Below are 14,547 nucleotides of genomic sequence, written 5' to 3'. Positions count from 1 at the left end.
GTTTACAGTTTAGCGGTTTCTTCTTCGGCATAGCCGTCGGCCTTGGCGTTCCACATGAGCGTGAAGACAGCCACGCAGAGCACGGCGATACCTATCATACCATAGAATACATAGTCCCAGTTGCCCCATGCGTCGACGAGCATACCCACGCCGATGCCGCTCACGATGCCGCTGGCATAGCCAAACATTCCGATGAGTCCGTTGGCGGTGGCTGCGGCGCGGTTGGTGGCCTGGTTAGAGGCGGCGATGCCTATCAGCGCCTGCGGACCGTAGATGAAGAAGCCTGCCATGGCGAGCACTACTACCATCACGGGCATCGATGTGCCGGCGGGCAGCGATACGAAGATGGTCATAAACACAGCCACGCCCGCCATGAACCAGAAGCAGGTGCGATGGGCCTTGCCCTTGAACACGTGGTCGGTGAGCCAGCCCGAGACTATCATGCCGATGATGCCGAATATCTCGAAGATGGCTACTGTCCATCCGGCGTTGGCAAGGCTCATGCCGCGAGCCTCCTTGAGGAAGGTGGGACCCCAGTCGAGCACAGCGAAGCGCACGATGTAGACCATGAAGTTGGCGATGGCCAGTATCCATATCCACTTGTTGCGGAATACCATCTTGCGCAGGAACGCCTTGTACTCGGCGCCTCCCTCCTTGCCCTTCTTGTTGATGGTGTGGAGCTCGGGCAGTCCTACCGACGATGGTGTGTCGCGCAGGAAGACATAGATGCCTATGGCGCCCACGAGGGCTATGGTGGCGGGTATCCAGAAGCACCACTTCCACGCGCCATGGCCCATCGTTGCCATGATGTAGCCGCAGAGGATGGCCACGATAGAGGCTCCTATCGAGTGGGAGGTGTTCCAGATAGACATCTTGGTAGCCAGTTCATTGGCGGGAATCCAGTGGGTGAGCAGGCGGTTGCACGGGGGGAATCCCGAGCCTTGGAAGAGGTTGTTCAGCAGCAGGAACAGACCGAAAATGAACACCATGGTGTTGACAAACTGTGGTCCCGAGCTTTCGCCGGTGATGAGGTAGCTCAGGTCGGCGCCAAAACCGAAGGCGTAGTTGGCTGCGGCACAGAGCAGCAGTCCTATCGCCATGTGGTAGCGGGCGTTGAAGCGGTCGGCGAGATAGCCGTTGAGAAATCTCGACGCACCATAGACCACCGTCACCAGGGTCATGATGATACCGAAGCTGGTCTTGGAGATGCCATATTCGGCGGTGAGTCCGGGGATGGCAAACGAGAAGTTCTTTCTCACGAAGTAGAAGATGGCATAGCCTATCATGGTGGCGAAGATGGTGCGCCATTGCCAGTATTTGAATGTCTTGGTCATATCTGTCAGTAGTTAATAGGGTTATAGTCTGGGTCTTAGCGGTCTATGGGCCACAGTCCGCGCTCTGAGAAGAGGCGATCGAGCCACTCTTCATAGCGGTTGAGCCTTACGGCGACATCCATGATGGTGTAGCGGCGGCGTATAAACTGCGACTTGTAGATGATTTCCTTGAGATAGCTGCGGCTGATGTCGATATCTTCGGGCTCGGTCGGCGCGCCCACCATTTGCAGACGGCGTTTGGCCTCTGCCACCGATACCAGCTGCTGCTGCAGCCGCTCGCGCAGTGTGCTCCAGTTGTCGCGGATGTCGGTCAGCTCCTGGCGCAGTTGGTCGCGGCTTACATATTTGGCACGTATCTCTCCCACGCAGAAGTCTTCCAGACCCGAGCCAGCAAAGGTGTTGCGCGTGTGGGCCTCCTGCTCTTCGAGCGAGGGCCATGCCTCGACACAGGCTTCGATGTCCAGATGCTCGATGTCCATCTCGAGCAGATACTCATAGAGCGAGAGCGACACCAGCACACCCATGCTCACCTGGAAACCATGCGAAGGCATATTGCCGTTGGCCATGGTGAAATTGGCCATATTGAGCATGTGGCTCACTTGGTGTTCGGCACCCGAGGCGGGCCTCGAGGTCTTGGGGTAGGCCTGCATGGCAAATCCGCCGAGCAACAGGCCCTCTATGAGCTGCTCTATGGCGTGCTTGTCGCCACGCCGTGCACCCTCGGGGTCGGCGAGCGCGCTGTGCAGTCCGTCCTGCACGATGCTCCACGACAGCGGGTCTATCTTCTCGTTGCCTATCACGTCGGCCACTCTCCAGTCGGCTCCAGCCGGAACCTTGGCGAAGAGGTCGCCGTAGCCCGAGGCGGTCATGGCTTCGGGTGCGCCGGCTATGATGTCGACATCGGCCACCACAGCCTGGGGAGCGGGGCAGGCGAAGGTCTGCTTCTTGCCGTCCTTGGTTATCGATGCGCCCGACGCCACATATCCGTCCATCGAGGCGGCTGTCGCCACTACCATGTAGGGTCGCTGCTGATGGGCCGAACAGAGCTTGGTGGTGTCGTTGATGGTGCCCGAGCCCACGGCTATTGCCACGGCGTCGGTCTGAGCCAGCACGGCATCCAGGCGGTCTATGTATTTCCATTCGGCGTGCATCTCGGGCTCGTCGAAGATATAAGGTTCGCAGGTGGCGATGCCATCGCGGGCGAGGATTTCGGCTACCTTGGCTCCAGCCACGTGCCATGTGGTCTTGTCGGCGACGATGATGGCCTTGCGGCCGGCAAACTGCTGGGCGAAGACATCACCCACGGTGCTTATCACGCCACATCCCAGTTGCAGGGCCTTGGTGGTGGTAGCATTGTCCAATGCCATTGTTACTCTGTTTTCCATATATGTCTTGTTTTAATCTAATATTGCGTCGTTGATGATTGAGATGGGGTTCATTACCCGGTAGGGTGTGCTCATCTCTATCTGCCACTTGCAGGTCTCGCAGTCGGTGACCACTACGTCGGGGTCTACCTCGCCAATCTGCTTGAAGAGCGGGGCTCCGATAGACTGCGACACATCGTAATTCTCCTTCTTGAAGCCGTAGGTACCACCGATGCCACAGCAGCGGCTTTCGAGTTTGACCAGCTCGAGTCCGGGTATCATCTTGAGCAGTTCGATGCTGTAGATGGTCCATCCCAACCGCTCCATGTGGCATGCCGAGTGGTAAGCCACGCGCAGCTTGAAGTCGGGCTTGAAACGCAGTTGGGCGGCGCCCGATTTGAGTTGCTGGTAGATAAACTTGGTGGCGAGGTTGATGCTCTCTGCCACGCTGCTGTTGTCGAGTCTGAGCAGACTCTCATACTCGCTGCGCATGGTGAAGGTGCACGACGACGAGGTGGTGACGATGCACTCGGCGTCGCGTAGTGCCCGCTCCATGGCGGCTATGTTGTGGCGGCCGTTGGCGCGCGCCTTCTCGCTCATGCCGTTGGCTATGGCTGGCAGACCGCAGCACTGCTCTCCCTTGATGAGTGATACGCCATAGCCCATGGCGTTGAGCACCCGCACGAGGTGCTTGCCCAGTTCGGGGAAGTTGTAGTTGACGTAGCAACCATGGAAGTAAGCCACCTTGCGGTCGAAGCTCTGCTGGCCTTTGGCGGCTTCACGGCGGTACCACGCCTCAAACGTGTGCGAGGCGTAGGCAGGGAAGGTGCGGCCCTGGTGTATGCCCACCATCTTGTGGAGCATCCACTTGGTAAGTCCCATGTTGACCACGTGGTTGGCGAGTCCGAAGGAGTGGGTGGCGAGCGTACCCACGAGGTCGGTATTGGCGAGCATAAACTCTCTGATGCCTATGCCCTGCAGGCTGTACTTGATGCGGGCGCTCTGGATGATGTCGCCCACCTTGACGCCTTGCGGACAGACAATCTCGCAACGCTTGCAGTTGAGGCACATCTTCATGGTCTTCTCGTCAAAGCAGGTCTCGTCTTTCAGACGGTGGCGCTCGCCGTCAGGCCCCGCCCACTTGGGGCCGGGAAACTTGAGCGTGACGCCGCTCACCGGGCAGTACGCGTTGCAGATGGAACATTTCAGACACTTCTCCAGGTCGTTCTCGCTGACCTGGTATAACTGTATATCTTTACTCATAGCTCTTTATTGTTTTATGGTCTCTGCCACGTGCAGGGCAGTGGTCATCGACACGCCTTCCTTGTCGGCGAGGCTGATGGAGTTGTGTCCGCTCAGTATGCTGCCGATGGCAAAGAGATTGTCGATGGTCTTGTCGTCTTTGGTGACCCTGAATGTGGCGTCGGTAGCCACGCCAAACTCCATGAAGGGCTGCTCGTCGAAGGCATCGTCGAGTGCCCACTGGCTGCGGTCGGCGAGTGCGTCGACACGGAGGTCGAACACGGGCTCGAACACGTGCTCGTAGTCGGCCATGATGCCACCGCTGTAGAACGAGCCTGCCGCCAGCACGAAGTGGTCGGCTTCGAGCGGCTCGGCGTTCAGGTGCTTCGATGTTACGCTTATGAGCCTTGTGCCATCGGCGCTCCACGCCTTGGCAGCCACTATCTCGTCGCCCAGCAGATAGGTTCCGCCGAGGAGTTCAAACCGCTTTTGCAGTGTGGTCTGGATGCTTCTGCCGTAGATGAAGGGGAAGGTGGCTTCGCCGTCTTTGTCGTGGCCCACGATGGTGAGCCATGCCGGCATGGCGGTGCCAAACTGGGTGACGCGCGTGTGGTTGGCGTCGCAGCTGCCGTCCATCTCTACGCCGGCTGCCTGGAGCAGTGACTGCGCCCGACGGGCAAGCGAGAGGGTGCGCTCGGCACCCATCTTGGTGTAGGGATGCGTGGCGGCCAACTGGCCCATAGCCTCGGCGGGGTGCGCCACTTCGTTGCCGTCGTTGTCGTAGCCCAGGAGACCGAACGAACCGTCGCTGAAGAACATGCTGCTCTGTCCGCGACTGATGATGGCCACATGCTGCCCACCCTCGGCAAGGCTGATGCCGCAAGTGAGTCCGCTGAGGCCTCCACCTATTATAATAGTATCAAATTTCACGTTATTCTGATTGCTTGTCGTTGTTATTTCTCTTTCCTAATTCCCAAGATAGACTGGTAGATGTAGCCCATGAGCTGACATTCGCTCAGTGTGGGGCCCCAGGCTACGGCAGCCATACCCTTCCAGCGCTCGTTGAGAAAACGCATCACGTCCTGACGGCTCTGGGCCTTGGTTTTGTGGCAGAGTTCTTCGAGCATGCGCTCGGCGCGATAGGCGCAGAGCTGTCCCTGACAGGTGCCCATGCCCAGGCGGGTGCGTCGGCGCAGCTGGGAGAGGCTGGTTACCTGATGGTTGTCTATGAGCTGCTTTACATCGCGGCGCGATACGCCCTCACACTCGCACACCAGCGGCTCGGGAGTCATGGTTCCATGGCGGCGGAACGCCTTGTCGCTGCGCATTTCGGGGTTGGGCAGCGGCGTGATGGCTGTCTCGCACTCACGCTGTATGTTGAGCTTCTTGCACACCTTGTCGGTAGCCATCTCGGCCATGAGTCGGTAGGTCATGAGTTTGCCGCCGGTGATGGTGATGAAGCCCGCCTGTCCGTCTCTCACCTCATGGTCCAGACACACGATGCCTCGGCTTATGCTGCGACCCGTGGTGTCGTGGTCGCTTGCCACGAGTGGCCTCACTCCGGCATAGGCTCGCAAAATTCGCGTTGACGCCAGCGAGGGCGCCAGTTTGCATCCCTCCTTGAGCAGCACGTCGACCTCTTCGGGGGTTACCCTCATGTTCTCGACTTCCTCCATAGGCACGCGCTCGGAGGTGGTGCCTATCACGGTGATGACGTCGCCCGGCACGAGTATGTCGGCGTTGGCAGGCTTGCGGCAGCGGTTGATGACCATATTGTTGACGCGGTGGCCGAAGACCAGCAGCGAGCCCTTGGCGGGAAACATGTTGACCGTCACCCCAGCCATGCGCGCTATCTCCATGCCCCAGATGCCGGCGGCATTGATGGTGATGGTGGCGTGGGCCTCCATGCGCTCACCGGTTATGGTGTTGCGCAGGTTTACTCCTTCGACCCTTCCGTTGCGTATGATGAGGCTTGAGGCTTCGTGATAGGTAAGCATGTCGGCACCATGACGACGGGCGTCGAGCACATTGCTCATCGTGAGCAGGAAGGGATCGATGCTGCCGTCGGGCACCACCACAGCGCCTATCAGGTCGGGGTTGACAGAGGGCTCGCGCTTGAGCGCCAGCTTGGGGTCGATAATCTCGGCGCGGATGCCGGCACGCAGACAGCTGTCGACGAAGAGCTGCTGGTAAGCCAGGTCGTCTTCGGGCAGCGTGATGAAGAGTCCGTCGTGCTCTTCCACGCAGTGGGGCGCAATGCGTCGCAGTATCTTGTTCTCCACGATACACTCGGTGGCGCTCTCCTGGTCGGTGACGGCATAGCGGGCACCACTGTGCAGCAGACCGTGGTTGCGGCCGGTGGCGCCGTGGGTGAAGTCGTGGCGCTCGACGAGCAGTACGCGCAGGCCACGCATGCTACAGTCGCGGGCAGTGCCTGCGCCTGTGATGCCTCCACCAATGATAATCACATCGTAATGGTCTTTAAGTTTCATATCTTTCATTGTGGTAAGTTATATGCCCCCGGTCGCAGCCTGGGAGAACGGCGTGAGGGCGGGCATCGCGGTTAACTTGACGGGATTGACATTAGTCAATCGCAAATTTAATAATTATTTCCTTCCTTTGCGTGAAAAACCCGCCTTTTCTTGTTTTTGTGTCATTATTCTATGTGATTTACCAGCATTTAGGGTTGATGGTCAGCCCCGCAGTCAGCCTATAGCGGGCCATAGGGTAGGGCGCCGGGAGCGGTGATGCCCCTCGCCTCGCAGGTGACGCCCCTCGCTTTGCAGGTGATGCCCCTCGCCTCGCAGGTGATGTCCTTCGCCTCGCAGGGAATGACCACCATCTCGCAGGTGATGTCCCTCGCCTCGCAGGGAATGACCACCATCCAGCCAGAGATGCTCGGAAAATGCAGTTTGTGGCGTGAAATGACGGTTGCAGGCTCTGCAATAGTTATGGCAAGGCTTGCAACCGATAAATCAAACCCTGAAACCAATTTGTTGATGCACTCCGCGGTATTGGCGATAGCGATGGTGATGGCGGGGGAGCACTGCAGGCAAACAAAAAAGCCTCAGAGATATCACATCTCGGAGGCTTGCAAATATCATAGTCCAATTAGCATCTGCAGACATCTCATCGCTGACACGTAATACAGACTTGGACCGTTGTTAACTATGTTATACACTTTAAACTTTGGTCTGGACGGACCTGACAAACTCGCTCGTCCTGCCGGTTTCCGTCCTCTTAGTCGCCTCAAAGATACTGCTTTTGTTCTGAAACAACAAGAAAAACGCCAGCAATCTTTACAAAATCTGAAATAATCATGGGCAAGTCGCTTTTATTCGCTAATTTTGCCTATATTTGCAGCCTAAACAAACATCAAGATGAAAAAGACAGTTTTATCTCTGCTGGCCCTCTGCTGCAGCTGTACCATGTGGGCCGAAGACTCGATGCTCACCTTCCGCCTCAACGACGGTGTGAACAGTGAGGTGAGCTACAAGATAGGCACAGACATAAACCGCATCGTCTTCAAGGGCAACACCGTGGTGCTGCAGAAGAGCGAAAAAGTGGTGAAGAGCTATGCCGAGTCGCTGGTGAGCTCCTTCTCCTTTGGCAATACGGCCAACGGTATCTCCATGCCCGAGCTGGGCACCGACAATGCCGCCTCTACCGCCGTGTATGCCATCGACGGCAAGCGGTTGGGCTCGCTGCAAACGATAAAGACATTGCCCAAGGGAGTGTATATCATCCGCAAAGGCAATGTCTCGTATAAAATTGTAAAAACTGATTGATTATCCCATGTAGGGGGCTATCTGGTTGGTCAAGTCGACAAACTCGGAGATAGCAAGCTGTTCGGGGCGTCGGGTCATGATAGGCTGGGTGAAGAACTCGTCTGCTGGCTTCTGCGCCCCGAACATCTGTTTGATGCTCACGCGAAGCATCTTGCGGCGCTGGTTGAACACCGTCTTGACCAGACGCTTGAAGAGACGCTCGTCGCAGCCCAGTGAGGTCACGTCGTTGCGCGTCATTCTTATCACCGCACTCTTCACCTTTGGCGGTGGGTTGAACACGTCTTCATCTACAGTGAAGAGATATTCCACATTGTACCATGCCTGTATGAGTACCGACAGGATGCCGTAGGTCTTGTTGCCGGGCTGTGCCGCCATGCGCAGCGCCACCTCGCGCTGTATCATGCCGGTGCAGCAGGGAATGAGCTCCTTGTTGTCAAGCATCTTGAAGAATATCTGTGAGGATATGTCGTAGGGGTAGTTGCCCGTGAGCACAAAGGGCTGGCCGTCGAAGATAGTGGTGAGGTCCATGCGCAGGAAGTCGTCGCCGATGATGTTGTCCTGGAGCTTGGGGAAACGGTCGTGGAGGTATACCACCGACTCGCGGTCAATCTCGATGGCCTTGACGGGGCGTGGCTTCTCTACCAGATACTGGGTGAGCACGCCCATGCCAGGGCCTATCTCGAGCACGGGCAGGTCGGGGCAGGCATCTACCGTGTCGGCTATACGCCGAGCTATGCCCAGGTCTGTCAGGAAGTGCTGGCCTAAGTTCTTCTTGGGTTTTACTTGCTTCATCTTTTAGAGTAAGGTGAGTGAATAGATATAGATGACAGATGCGGGGATGGCCATAAGCGACGAGTCAAAACGGTCGAGCATGCCACCATGGCCCGGCAGGATGCTGCCGCTGTCCTTGATGCCCAGGGTGCGCTTGAAGAGACTCTCGACGAGGTCGCCCCAGGTGCCGAAGAATACCACTACCAGTCCGAGGCCCATCCACTCGATGACAGAGAGGCCGGAGAGACACTCGTGGCTGTTCTCCCACCATCCGAGCAGGGCTGCTACGACGAGCACCAACAGTCCGCCGCCGATGGAGCCTTCCCACGACTTGCCAGGGCTGATGCGGGGGAAGAGCTTGTGGCGTCCCAAGAGTGAGCCGCTGAGGTAGGCGCCGGTGTCGTTGACCCACAGGAAGATGTAGACCGACAGGGGCAGCAGGAAGTAGAAGGAGATGGTGCCGTCGGGCTGCTGGCGGAAGGCCAGCACATTGATGCACGCCAGGGGCAGGGCGATATACATCTGGCCGAGCATGGTGTAGGCCCAGTCGTTGACGGCATTGGCGTTGCGGGTGTAGAGCTCGCTGATAAAGAGATAGACCACCGTGAGCAGATAGGGCACAAAGACGGCATTGGTCTGGATGATGCCGCTGTTGATGCCGGCGATGGCGACAAAGAGATAGACGCCTGCCACGGTAGAGATGAACCGGTTGATGCAGACATTCTCAATGTTGTTGACCAAACCTGTATATTCCCACAGAGCAAGGCCTGTGATGAGGGCGAAGAGCCCTATCATGGCGGTGGGGTCCAGAAGTCCGGCGACCATGATGGCAACAAACAGGGCGCCAGTGATGGCGCGGACGATAAAATTCTTCATTTTTGGACTCATAGTCTTACTCCTCCTCTTTATCTTGATTTTCTTTGTTGTCGTGGTTGGCTTCGGCTTCAGCCTTGGCACGCTCGTGCTCGGCCTGGGCCTGCTTCACCGCCTCGGGCATGTCTTCGAGCTTGGGGGCATTGGCCTCGTTGGCCTCGATGATTTCTTCGGAACGGCTCACCCATGGGCGCTTGCCGAAGATTTTCTCTACATCTTCGGCGAAGATTACCTCCTTCTGGAAGAGCAGCTCTGCCAGCTGGCGGTGACCCTCGGCGTGCTCGTTGAGCAGTTTTTTGGCGCGCTCGTACTGGGTGTTTATCATCTTGAGCACTTCCTCGTCCATCAGCTTGGCTGTGGTCTCAGAGTAGGGGCGCTGGAACTGGTACTCCTGGTTGTTGTAATAACAGATATTGGGCAATGCTTCGCTCATACCGGCATAAGCCACCATGCCATAGGCACTCTTGGTGGCGCGCTCCAGGTCGTTCATGGCGCCAGTGGAGATGGAACCGCGGAAGAGCTCTTCTGCGGCGCGGCCTCCGAGCAGGGCGCACATCTCGTCGAGCATCTCCTCCTTGGTGGTGATGACGCGCTCTTCGGGCAGATACCATGCGGCGCCCAAGGCCTGACCGCGGGGTACGATGGTGACCTTGAGCAGAGGGTCGGCGTACTGGCAGAACCACGAGATGGTGGCGTGGCCGGCCTCGTGGATGGCTATGGCGCGCTTCTCGTCGGCGGTCATCACCTTGGTCTTCTTCTCCAGACCGCCGATGATGCGGTCTACGGCGTTGAGGAAGTCCTGCTTGCCCACATGGGTGCTGTTGTGCCGGGCGGCGATGAGGGCAGCCTCGTTGCAGACATTGGCGATGTCGGCTCCGGAAAATCCGGGGGTATGGCGGGCAAGGAAGTCTACGTCTACGGTATCGTCCTTCTTCAGCGGGCGCAGGTGGACATTGAAAATGGCCTTTCGCTCAGCCAGGTCGGGCAGGTCTACGTGTATCTGACGGTCGAAACGGCCTGCACGGAGCAGTGCCTTGTCGAGCATGTCTACTCGGTTGGTGGCAGCAAGCACGATGACACCCGAGTTGGTGCCGAAGCCGTCCATCTCGGTGAGCAGGGCGTTGAGGGTGTTCTCTCGCTCGTCGTTGCCGCCGGTGGCGGGGCTCTTGCTGCGGGCTCGTCCTACGGCGTCGATCTCGTCGATGAAGATGATGCAGGGTGCCTTCTCCTTGGCCTGACGGAATACGTCGCGCACGCGGCTGGCTCCCACGCCGACAAACATCTCGACAAAGTCGGAACCGCTCATCGAGAAGAAGGGCACGTCGGCCTCGCCTGCCACGGCTTTGGCCAGCAGCGTCTTACCGGTTCCGGGAGGGCCGATAAGCAGCGCTCCCTTGGGGATTTTACCTCCGAGCTCGGTAAACTTCTCTGGGTTTTTCAGGAACTCCACGATTTCTTCCACCTCTTGCTTGGCGCCTTCCTGACCAGCCACATCCTTGAATGTGACGCCCATCTCGCCGGCTTTCTCGTAGAGTTTGGCTTTGCTCTTGCCGACATTGAATACGCCGCCGCCGGCTCCGCCACTGTTCATGCGGTTCATGAAGAAGAACCAGACAAAGATGAGCAGTAGGAAGGGACCGAAGTTGTAGAGCAGGTTGAGCAGGGTGTTCTCATTGGGTCTCTCGTAGTCGTAGTCCTTGAGCTTGCCGCTCTTCTGGGCTGTCAAGAGGAAGTCTTCTATCTTGTCTACCGAACCATAGTTGACTTTGACGTATGGGTCTTTGCCCAGTTTCTCTGCCGGCTGGTTGAAGACGGCTTTGAGGGCTTGGGGCTTGACATACATCTTGAGTTCGTGCTCCTGGTTGTTGATGATAATCCTGCTGGCGTAACCCTTGCTTACGTATTCTTTGAACTTGGTGTATGTAGCCTCCTGGCTTACGCCCTGTACGCCCAACAGGTTGCCTCCGCCGCTAAAGGCGATGACGGCGATAAAGATAAGCACCGATATGTAGAGCCAGTTCATGTTGAACTTGGGCATCTTGGGTTGCTGGTCGTTGGGTCGCTTATCTTTGGGATTGAAATTGTTCATGATAGCTATATATTATATATATAATAAGGTGTATATATCAGTCAAGGTCGGGGATGCGGGTAAGATGGGCATCTTCCCAGAGGTGCTCAAGGTCGTAGAACTCGCGTACCTCGGGCAGAAAGATATGTACCAAAGCATCGACAAAGTCGATAGCCACCCACTGGTCGGTCTCAAGACCCACCACGCCTACGGGCTTCTCGCCCATGCGCTCGCGCACCATGTCTCCCACCGACTCGGCTATAGCCTCTACCTGTGCGGGTGAATTGCCCTGACAGATGATGAAGTATTGAGCGATGGCGCCGTCGATGCCGCTGAGGTCGGCTATCACGATGTTTTTACCTTTCTTTTCCTGTATACCTTCAGTAATGGTCTCAACCAATTTGTTTGTTGTTGTCATTCAGTTGTCTTCTAATTTGATTTATACTGCAAAGTTAACCCTAATTCTCCGAATAATGGTATAAAGTACCGCTAAAATGAAATTTTTTATGAAAAAAAGCGCAAAAAGTTTTGGGGTATGAAAAAAAAGCACTACCTTTGCAATCGCAAATGAGCAAGAGGCAATTGCTCGAAACAAATTGGGATATGGTGTAATGGTAACACTGCAGATTCTGGTCCTGCCTTTCCTGGTTCGAGTCCGGGTATCCCAACAGAGAAGTCAAGTCGGAAGACTTGACTTTTTCTTTTATCTCCATTTCCTTATTTTTGGTCAGCGTGAGTGCATCGGTGGCGTGGTCTGGCGAGCCTGAAGTTCAGAAGCGGGATAGGGGGGCACGGGGCGTAGTGGCGGGCACCGTGGGCGTACCAGTCCAGGCCGTGAGTGAGGTCCAGCTCCTTTCCTATGTACTTGTAGGGCTGCAGGCCGGTGTTGCGGCTGTCGCCCATGAGCGCGCCATGGGTAGTAGTGGTTCACCTCCTCCACGTTTCCGTGGGCGTCGGCCACTATGCGGTTGTTGCCTAAGTAGTCCCTGATGTAATAGTGGTATGTGGGGACGGAGTCCCTGAGGGACACATATACCCCATCGAAGAGCAGACGGCTGAGCACGCCGTCCTCATAGACCTTGTTGCCGGCGTACTCGCGCCACGTGTGCACCAGCAGGCTGCTGTCGCAGGCTATGCCGAACTCACCGTCGGGCACGGCCGGGGTGTAGGGGTTCAGGTAGTAGTCGGCCCTCAGCTTCACCCCGTCGGCCGAGTAGGTGTAGTCTATGTGGCTGCCGTCGTCGTATGTACGCATAGTTGACATAGGCGTTTATGTTAAATGTCTGTTATTCATATACACTTGTTGAAAAGCCTTCTCTTTTTTCATTCTTGAGCCATTCATAATACTCGTTTTCTATCTTTTCATCATGGAGATTTTTGATCATGTGATGGTTTAATGTTCTTATGAACAACTTGAAATTCTCACTTAATTTAATTAGATGGTCTCCTATATGAAGTGGACGATTCGCATATACACCTTCGGATTCGATTGAAGTAGTAACTCTTCCTTTCTTCTTATAGTATCTATCTATCCAAATAGGAGGTAATTCACTAAAAAATCCACCTTCTTTCTTTTTCTTAAGTACATATTTTCTTGCTGTGTTTGAGATGAAAAATGAGTCTATAGATAGTATGATATATTTTTCTATAATCGGTCGCACTTTGAATGGCATTGTATATTCGTCATCGTCATCGCTACATTCTGGCGATATGGCTCTCATCTTCATACAATATTTTGTAGGGGTTATCTTGATTTTGACAGAAGGGAACCTGAAATCATAAAAGAAAGTGCAATATACTATTACAGAGTCGAGTCCCCTCACCTTCAACCTGCTGCTCATATACTGCTCATAAGTTTGTGCATGGCATGGTACAAATGCAAACATAAATAAATATAATAACAAAACTCTCATTGTTTACGATCTTTATAATTATAATATTGCTTTTTTACAAAGTTTTGGTATTTTGAACTGTAGTTTTTGTTTTCTTTCAAGTCTGTTAATTCTTGATTTCTGGCGGTGTAAACTTTATAGGACTCTTTATGCGTGTCACAAAAAAATATGGTGTCTGGCCGTGTCAGAACCAATCATTTCCCATTGCTCCTTCCTATATAAATAGCACGATATAAAAAGTTTGGAATTTCGCCCACAATAGGAGTTCCATGCATAGAATCAATGAGAGTATCGCGAGAATGTGTGGCGAGGTAGTCTAATAGCTCATCTGTGTACATTCTCTTTCCACCATTAAGTGAGTCTATCAAATAAACGACTCTGTGGTTAATAAGGATGGTATCTTTCTTTCTACCATATATCAGAGGATAATAAGCAGGGCCTACCAATATCCCTTTTTCTATGTTTCTTGTCATGCAGGGTGTATTAAACCACTTGGCAACAATATATGAATCATATTTTTTGTAACGATTCATATAGTCACCTATTATTTTCCGCAAGCCTACATCTGTTTTGATAGATAGTAGTGGAATACTATCTCCCAGTTTACACTTCTCTTTTTGTATATGTGATACCTTCGCCATTACTATACAAGACACTAATATGATTATCGTCCCTGCAAAAAGGTATTTCTGTAGTGTTTTGCCCATAAAGCCAAATTTATTTTGCCGTTAAACAAGTTTTTATTTAATATTTTAATATCTATATCCGCATAGTATGGTGACATGCCGTAGTACTTCTCGCACATCGGGTCCATGGTGTTCCACCTCCCCGTGACGGGGTCGTAGTGGCGGGCACCGGGGGCGTACCAGTCGAGGCCGTGGGGGCGGTCGGGTTCTTTGCCTATGTATTTGTAGGGTTGGGTGGCGTGGCTGCTCTCTCTGCTTCCGGCAATGGCGAAAGCAGGGAGGCTCAGAGTGGTCATGAGCTCCAACAGCATTATGACAATCTGGCGGCGCATGGACAGGGGTTAAGATGTTTACATTGCAAATATAATAATAATGTACACGCGTGCCAAGAAAATCGGGGGAAAAGTGATGGCTCGGGGCGAAAATAATATGCTGAAGCCTGCCGCGTCCCGATGTGGTCAAGTATATGGTCATCTTAGTGTACGGATATAGCAAAAAGAGGCAGACACCGTAGCTTGACGGTGCCTGC

Annotated in this window: 16 protein-coding genes and 1 tRNA gene; 4 read left to right on the top strand and 13 right to left on the bottom strand. The window is 54.7% G+C overall.

Annotated features, from left to right (window positions below):
* Window positions 1–2 precede the first annotated feature (2 nt).
* From CIK94_RS12170 to CIK94_RS14150, 6 genes are all read right to left on the bottom strand, one after another.
* The gene (locus tag CIK94_RS12170) at window positions 3–1,334 is read right to left on the bottom strand and encodes an MFS transporter (RefSeq protein ID WP_094423182.1); all 1,332 of its coding nucleotides are present in this window, start codon (window positions 1,332–1,334) and stop codon (window positions 3–5) included.
* A 35-nt stretch (window positions 1,335–1,369) separates the two neighbouring features.
* Window positions 1,370–2,719, bottom strand: coding sequence for a sn-glycerol-1-phosphate dehydrogenase (locus tag CIK94_RS12165; protein WP_094423181.1), 1,350 nt, complete (start codon window positions 2,717–2,719; stop codon window positions 1,370–1,372).
* A gap of 12 nt (window positions 2,720–2,731) precedes the next feature.
* Window positions 2,732–3,961: an anaerobic glycerol-3-phosphate dehydrogenase subunit GlpC gene (glpC, locus tag CIK94_RS12160; protein ID WP_094423180.1), complete on the bottom strand. Its 1,230-nt coding sequence runs from the start codon at window positions 3,959–3,961 to the stop codon at window positions 2,732–2,734.
* Between the two features lie 6 nt (window positions 3,962–3,967).
* Entirely contained in the window at window positions 3,968–4,870 is a 903-nt protein-coding gene (locus CIK94_RS12155; RefSeq protein ID WP_094423179.1) for an anaerobic glycerol-3-phosphate dehydrogenase subunit B, read from the bottom strand.
* 23 nt (window positions 4,871–4,893) lie between these two features.
* On the bottom strand, window positions 4,894–6,432 hold the full coding sequence (glpA, locus tag CIK94_RS12150) for an anaerobic glycerol-3-phosphate dehydrogenase subunit A (RefSeq protein ID WP_371591773.1): 1,539 nt from the start codon (window positions 6,430–6,432) through the stop codon (window positions 4,894–4,896).
* A gap of 218 nt (window positions 6,433–6,650) precedes the next feature.
* Window positions 6,651–6,932, bottom strand: a complete 282-nt coding sequence (locus CIK94_RS14150) for a hypothetical protein (protein ID WP_144008394.1) — start codon at window positions 6,930–6,932, stop codon at window positions 6,651–6,653.
* A gap of 178 nt (window positions 6,933–7,110) precedes the next feature.
* Between CIK94_RS14150 and CIK94_RS14490 the strand changes: the two genes are divergently transcribed.
* The gene (locus tag CIK94_RS14490; RefSeq protein ID WP_158216578.1) at window positions 7,111–7,257 is read left to right on the top strand and encodes a hypothetical protein; all 147 of its coding nucleotides are present in this window, start codon (window positions 7,111–7,113) and stop codon (window positions 7,255–7,257) included.
* Between the two features lie 63 nt (window positions 7,258–7,320).
* A complete protein-coding gene (locus CIK94_RS12140; protein ID WP_094423176.1) occupies window positions 7,321–7,728 on the top strand; it encodes a hypothetical protein in 408 nt (135 codons plus the stop codon).
* Here CIK94_RS12140 and rsmA read toward each other — a convergent pair whose 3' ends face one another.
* Genes rsmA through rsfS form a run of 4 tightly spaced genes read right to left on the bottom strand, consistent with a single transcriptional unit; the run spans window position 7,729 to window position 11,858 of the window.
* Window positions 7,729–8,520 (bottom strand): 16S rRNA (adenine(1518)-N(6)/adenine(1519)-N(6))-dimethyltransferase RsmA, encoded by a 792-nt coding sequence (gene rsmA, locus CIK94_RS12135; RefSeq protein WP_094423175.1) that lies wholly within the window; start codon window positions 8,518–8,520, stop codon window positions 7,729–7,731.
* A gap of 3 nt (window positions 8,521–8,523) precedes the next feature.
* Window positions 8,524–9,387, bottom strand: a complete 864-nt coding sequence (locus CIK94_RS12130; RefSeq protein WP_094389069.1) for a phosphatidate cytidylyltransferase — start codon at window positions 9,385–9,387, stop codon at window positions 8,524–8,526.
* A gap of 4 nt (window positions 9,388–9,391) precedes the next feature.
* Window positions 9,392–11,461: an ATP-dependent zinc metalloprotease FtsH gene (gene ftsH / locus CIK94_RS12125; protein WP_094389070.1), complete on the bottom strand. Its 2,070-nt coding sequence runs from the start codon at window positions 11,459–11,461 to the stop codon at window positions 9,392–9,394.
* Between the two features lie 37 nt (window positions 11,462–11,498).
* Window positions 11,499–11,858 (bottom strand): ribosome silencing factor, encoded by a 360-nt coding sequence (gene rsfS / locus CIK94_RS12120; RefSeq protein ID WP_094384699.1) that lies wholly within the window; start codon window positions 11,856–11,858, stop codon window positions 11,499–11,501.
* A gap of 179 nt (window positions 11,859–12,037) precedes the next feature.
* Here rsfS and CIK94_RS12115 point away from each other — a divergent pair.
* A tRNA-Gln gene (locus CIK94_RS12115) sits at window positions 12,038–12,108 on the top strand.
* A gap of 329 nt (window positions 12,109–12,437) precedes the next feature.
* Window positions 12,438–12,701, top strand: a complete 264-nt coding sequence (locus tag CIK94_RS14145) for a hypothetical protein (protein WP_144008393.1) — start codon at window positions 12,438–12,440, stop codon at window positions 12,699–12,701.
* Window positions 12,702–12,726: 25 nt separating this feature from the next.
* On the opposite strand, the gene CIK94_RS12105 is transcribed toward CIK94_RS14145, so the two are convergent.
* From CIK94_RS12105 to CIK94_RS12095, 3 genes are all read right to left on the bottom strand, one after another.
* Entirely contained in the window at window positions 12,727–13,353 is a 627-nt protein-coding gene (locus CIK94_RS12105; RefSeq protein ID WP_144008392.1) for a hypothetical protein, read from the bottom strand.
* 173 nt (window positions 13,354–13,526) lie between these two features.
* On the bottom strand, window positions 13,527–13,973 hold the full coding sequence (locus CIK94_RS12100) for a hypothetical protein (RefSeq protein WP_094423172.1): 447 nt from the start codon (window positions 13,971–13,973) through the stop codon (window positions 13,527–13,529).
* A gap of 23 nt (window positions 13,974–13,996) precedes the next feature.
* Window positions 13,997–14,329: an RHS repeat-associated core domain-containing protein gene (locus CIK94_RS12095; RefSeq protein WP_254046214.1), complete on the bottom strand. Its 333-nt coding sequence runs from the start codon at window positions 14,327–14,329 to the stop codon at window positions 13,997–13,999.
* Between the last annotated feature and the right edge of the window lie 218 nt (window positions 14,330–14,547).

Origin of the sequence: Prevotella sp. P4-51, from assembly GCF_002251455.1 — a bacterium.
Classification (GTDB): domain Bacteria; phylum Bacteroidota; class Bacteroidia; order Bacteroidales; family Bacteroidaceae; genus Prevotella.
The sequence above is the reverse complement of the archived record's forward strand: the minus strand, read 5'-3'. Positions and strand labels throughout refer to the sequence as shown.

Bases quoted from the DNA above. Each gene is read 5' to 3' on its own strand.
- rsmA (WP_094423175.1), bottom strand. From the start codon at position 8,520: ATGAAGCAAGTAAAACCCAAGAAGAACTTAGGCCAGCACTTCCTGACA.
- CIK94_RS12170 (WP_094423182.1), bottom strand. From the start codon at position 1,334: ATGACCAAGACATTCAAATACTGGCAATGGCGCACCATCTTCGCCACC.
- glpC (WP_094423180.1), bottom strand. From the start codon at position 3,961: ATGAGTAAAGATATACAGTTATACCAGGTCAGCGAGAACGACCTGGAG.
- CIK94_RS12130 (WP_094389069.1), bottom strand. From the start codon at position 9,387: ATGAGTCCAAAAATGAAGAATTTTATCGTCCGCGCCATCACTGGCGCC.
- CIK94_RS12165 (WP_094423181.1), bottom strand. From the start codon at position 2,719: ATGGAAAACAGAGTAACAATGGCATTGGACAATGCTACCACCACCAAG.
- CIK94_RS14490 (WP_158216578.1), top strand. From the start codon at position 7,111: ATGTTATACACTTTAAACTTTGGTCTGGACGGACCTGACAAACTCGCT.
- CIK94_RS12140 (WP_094423176.1), top strand. From the start codon at position 7,321: ATGAAAAAGACAGTTTTATCTCTGCTGGCCCTCTGCTGCAGCTGTACC.
- CIK94_RS12105 (WP_144008392.1), bottom strand. From the start codon at position 13,353: ATGAGAGTTTTGTTATTATATTTATTTATGTTTGCATTTGTACCATGC.
- rsfS (WP_094384699.1), bottom strand. From the start codon at position 11,858: ATGACAACAACAAACAAATTGGTTGAGACCATTACTGAAGGTATACAG.
- glpA (WP_371591773.1), bottom strand. From the start codon at position 6,432: ATGAAACTTAAAGACCATTACGATGTGATTATCATTGGTGGAGGCATC.
- ftsH (WP_094389070.1), bottom strand. From the start codon at position 11,461: ATGAACAATTTCAATCCCAAAGATAAGCGACCCAACGACCAGCAACCC.
- CIK94_RS12095 (WP_254046214.1), bottom strand. From the start codon at position 14,329: ATGCTGTTGGAGCTCATGACCACTCTGAGCCTCCCTGCTTTCGCCATT.
- CIK94_RS12100 (WP_094423172.1), bottom strand. From the start codon at position 13,973: ATGGCGAAGGTATCACATATACAAAAAGAGAAGTGTAAACTGGGAGAT.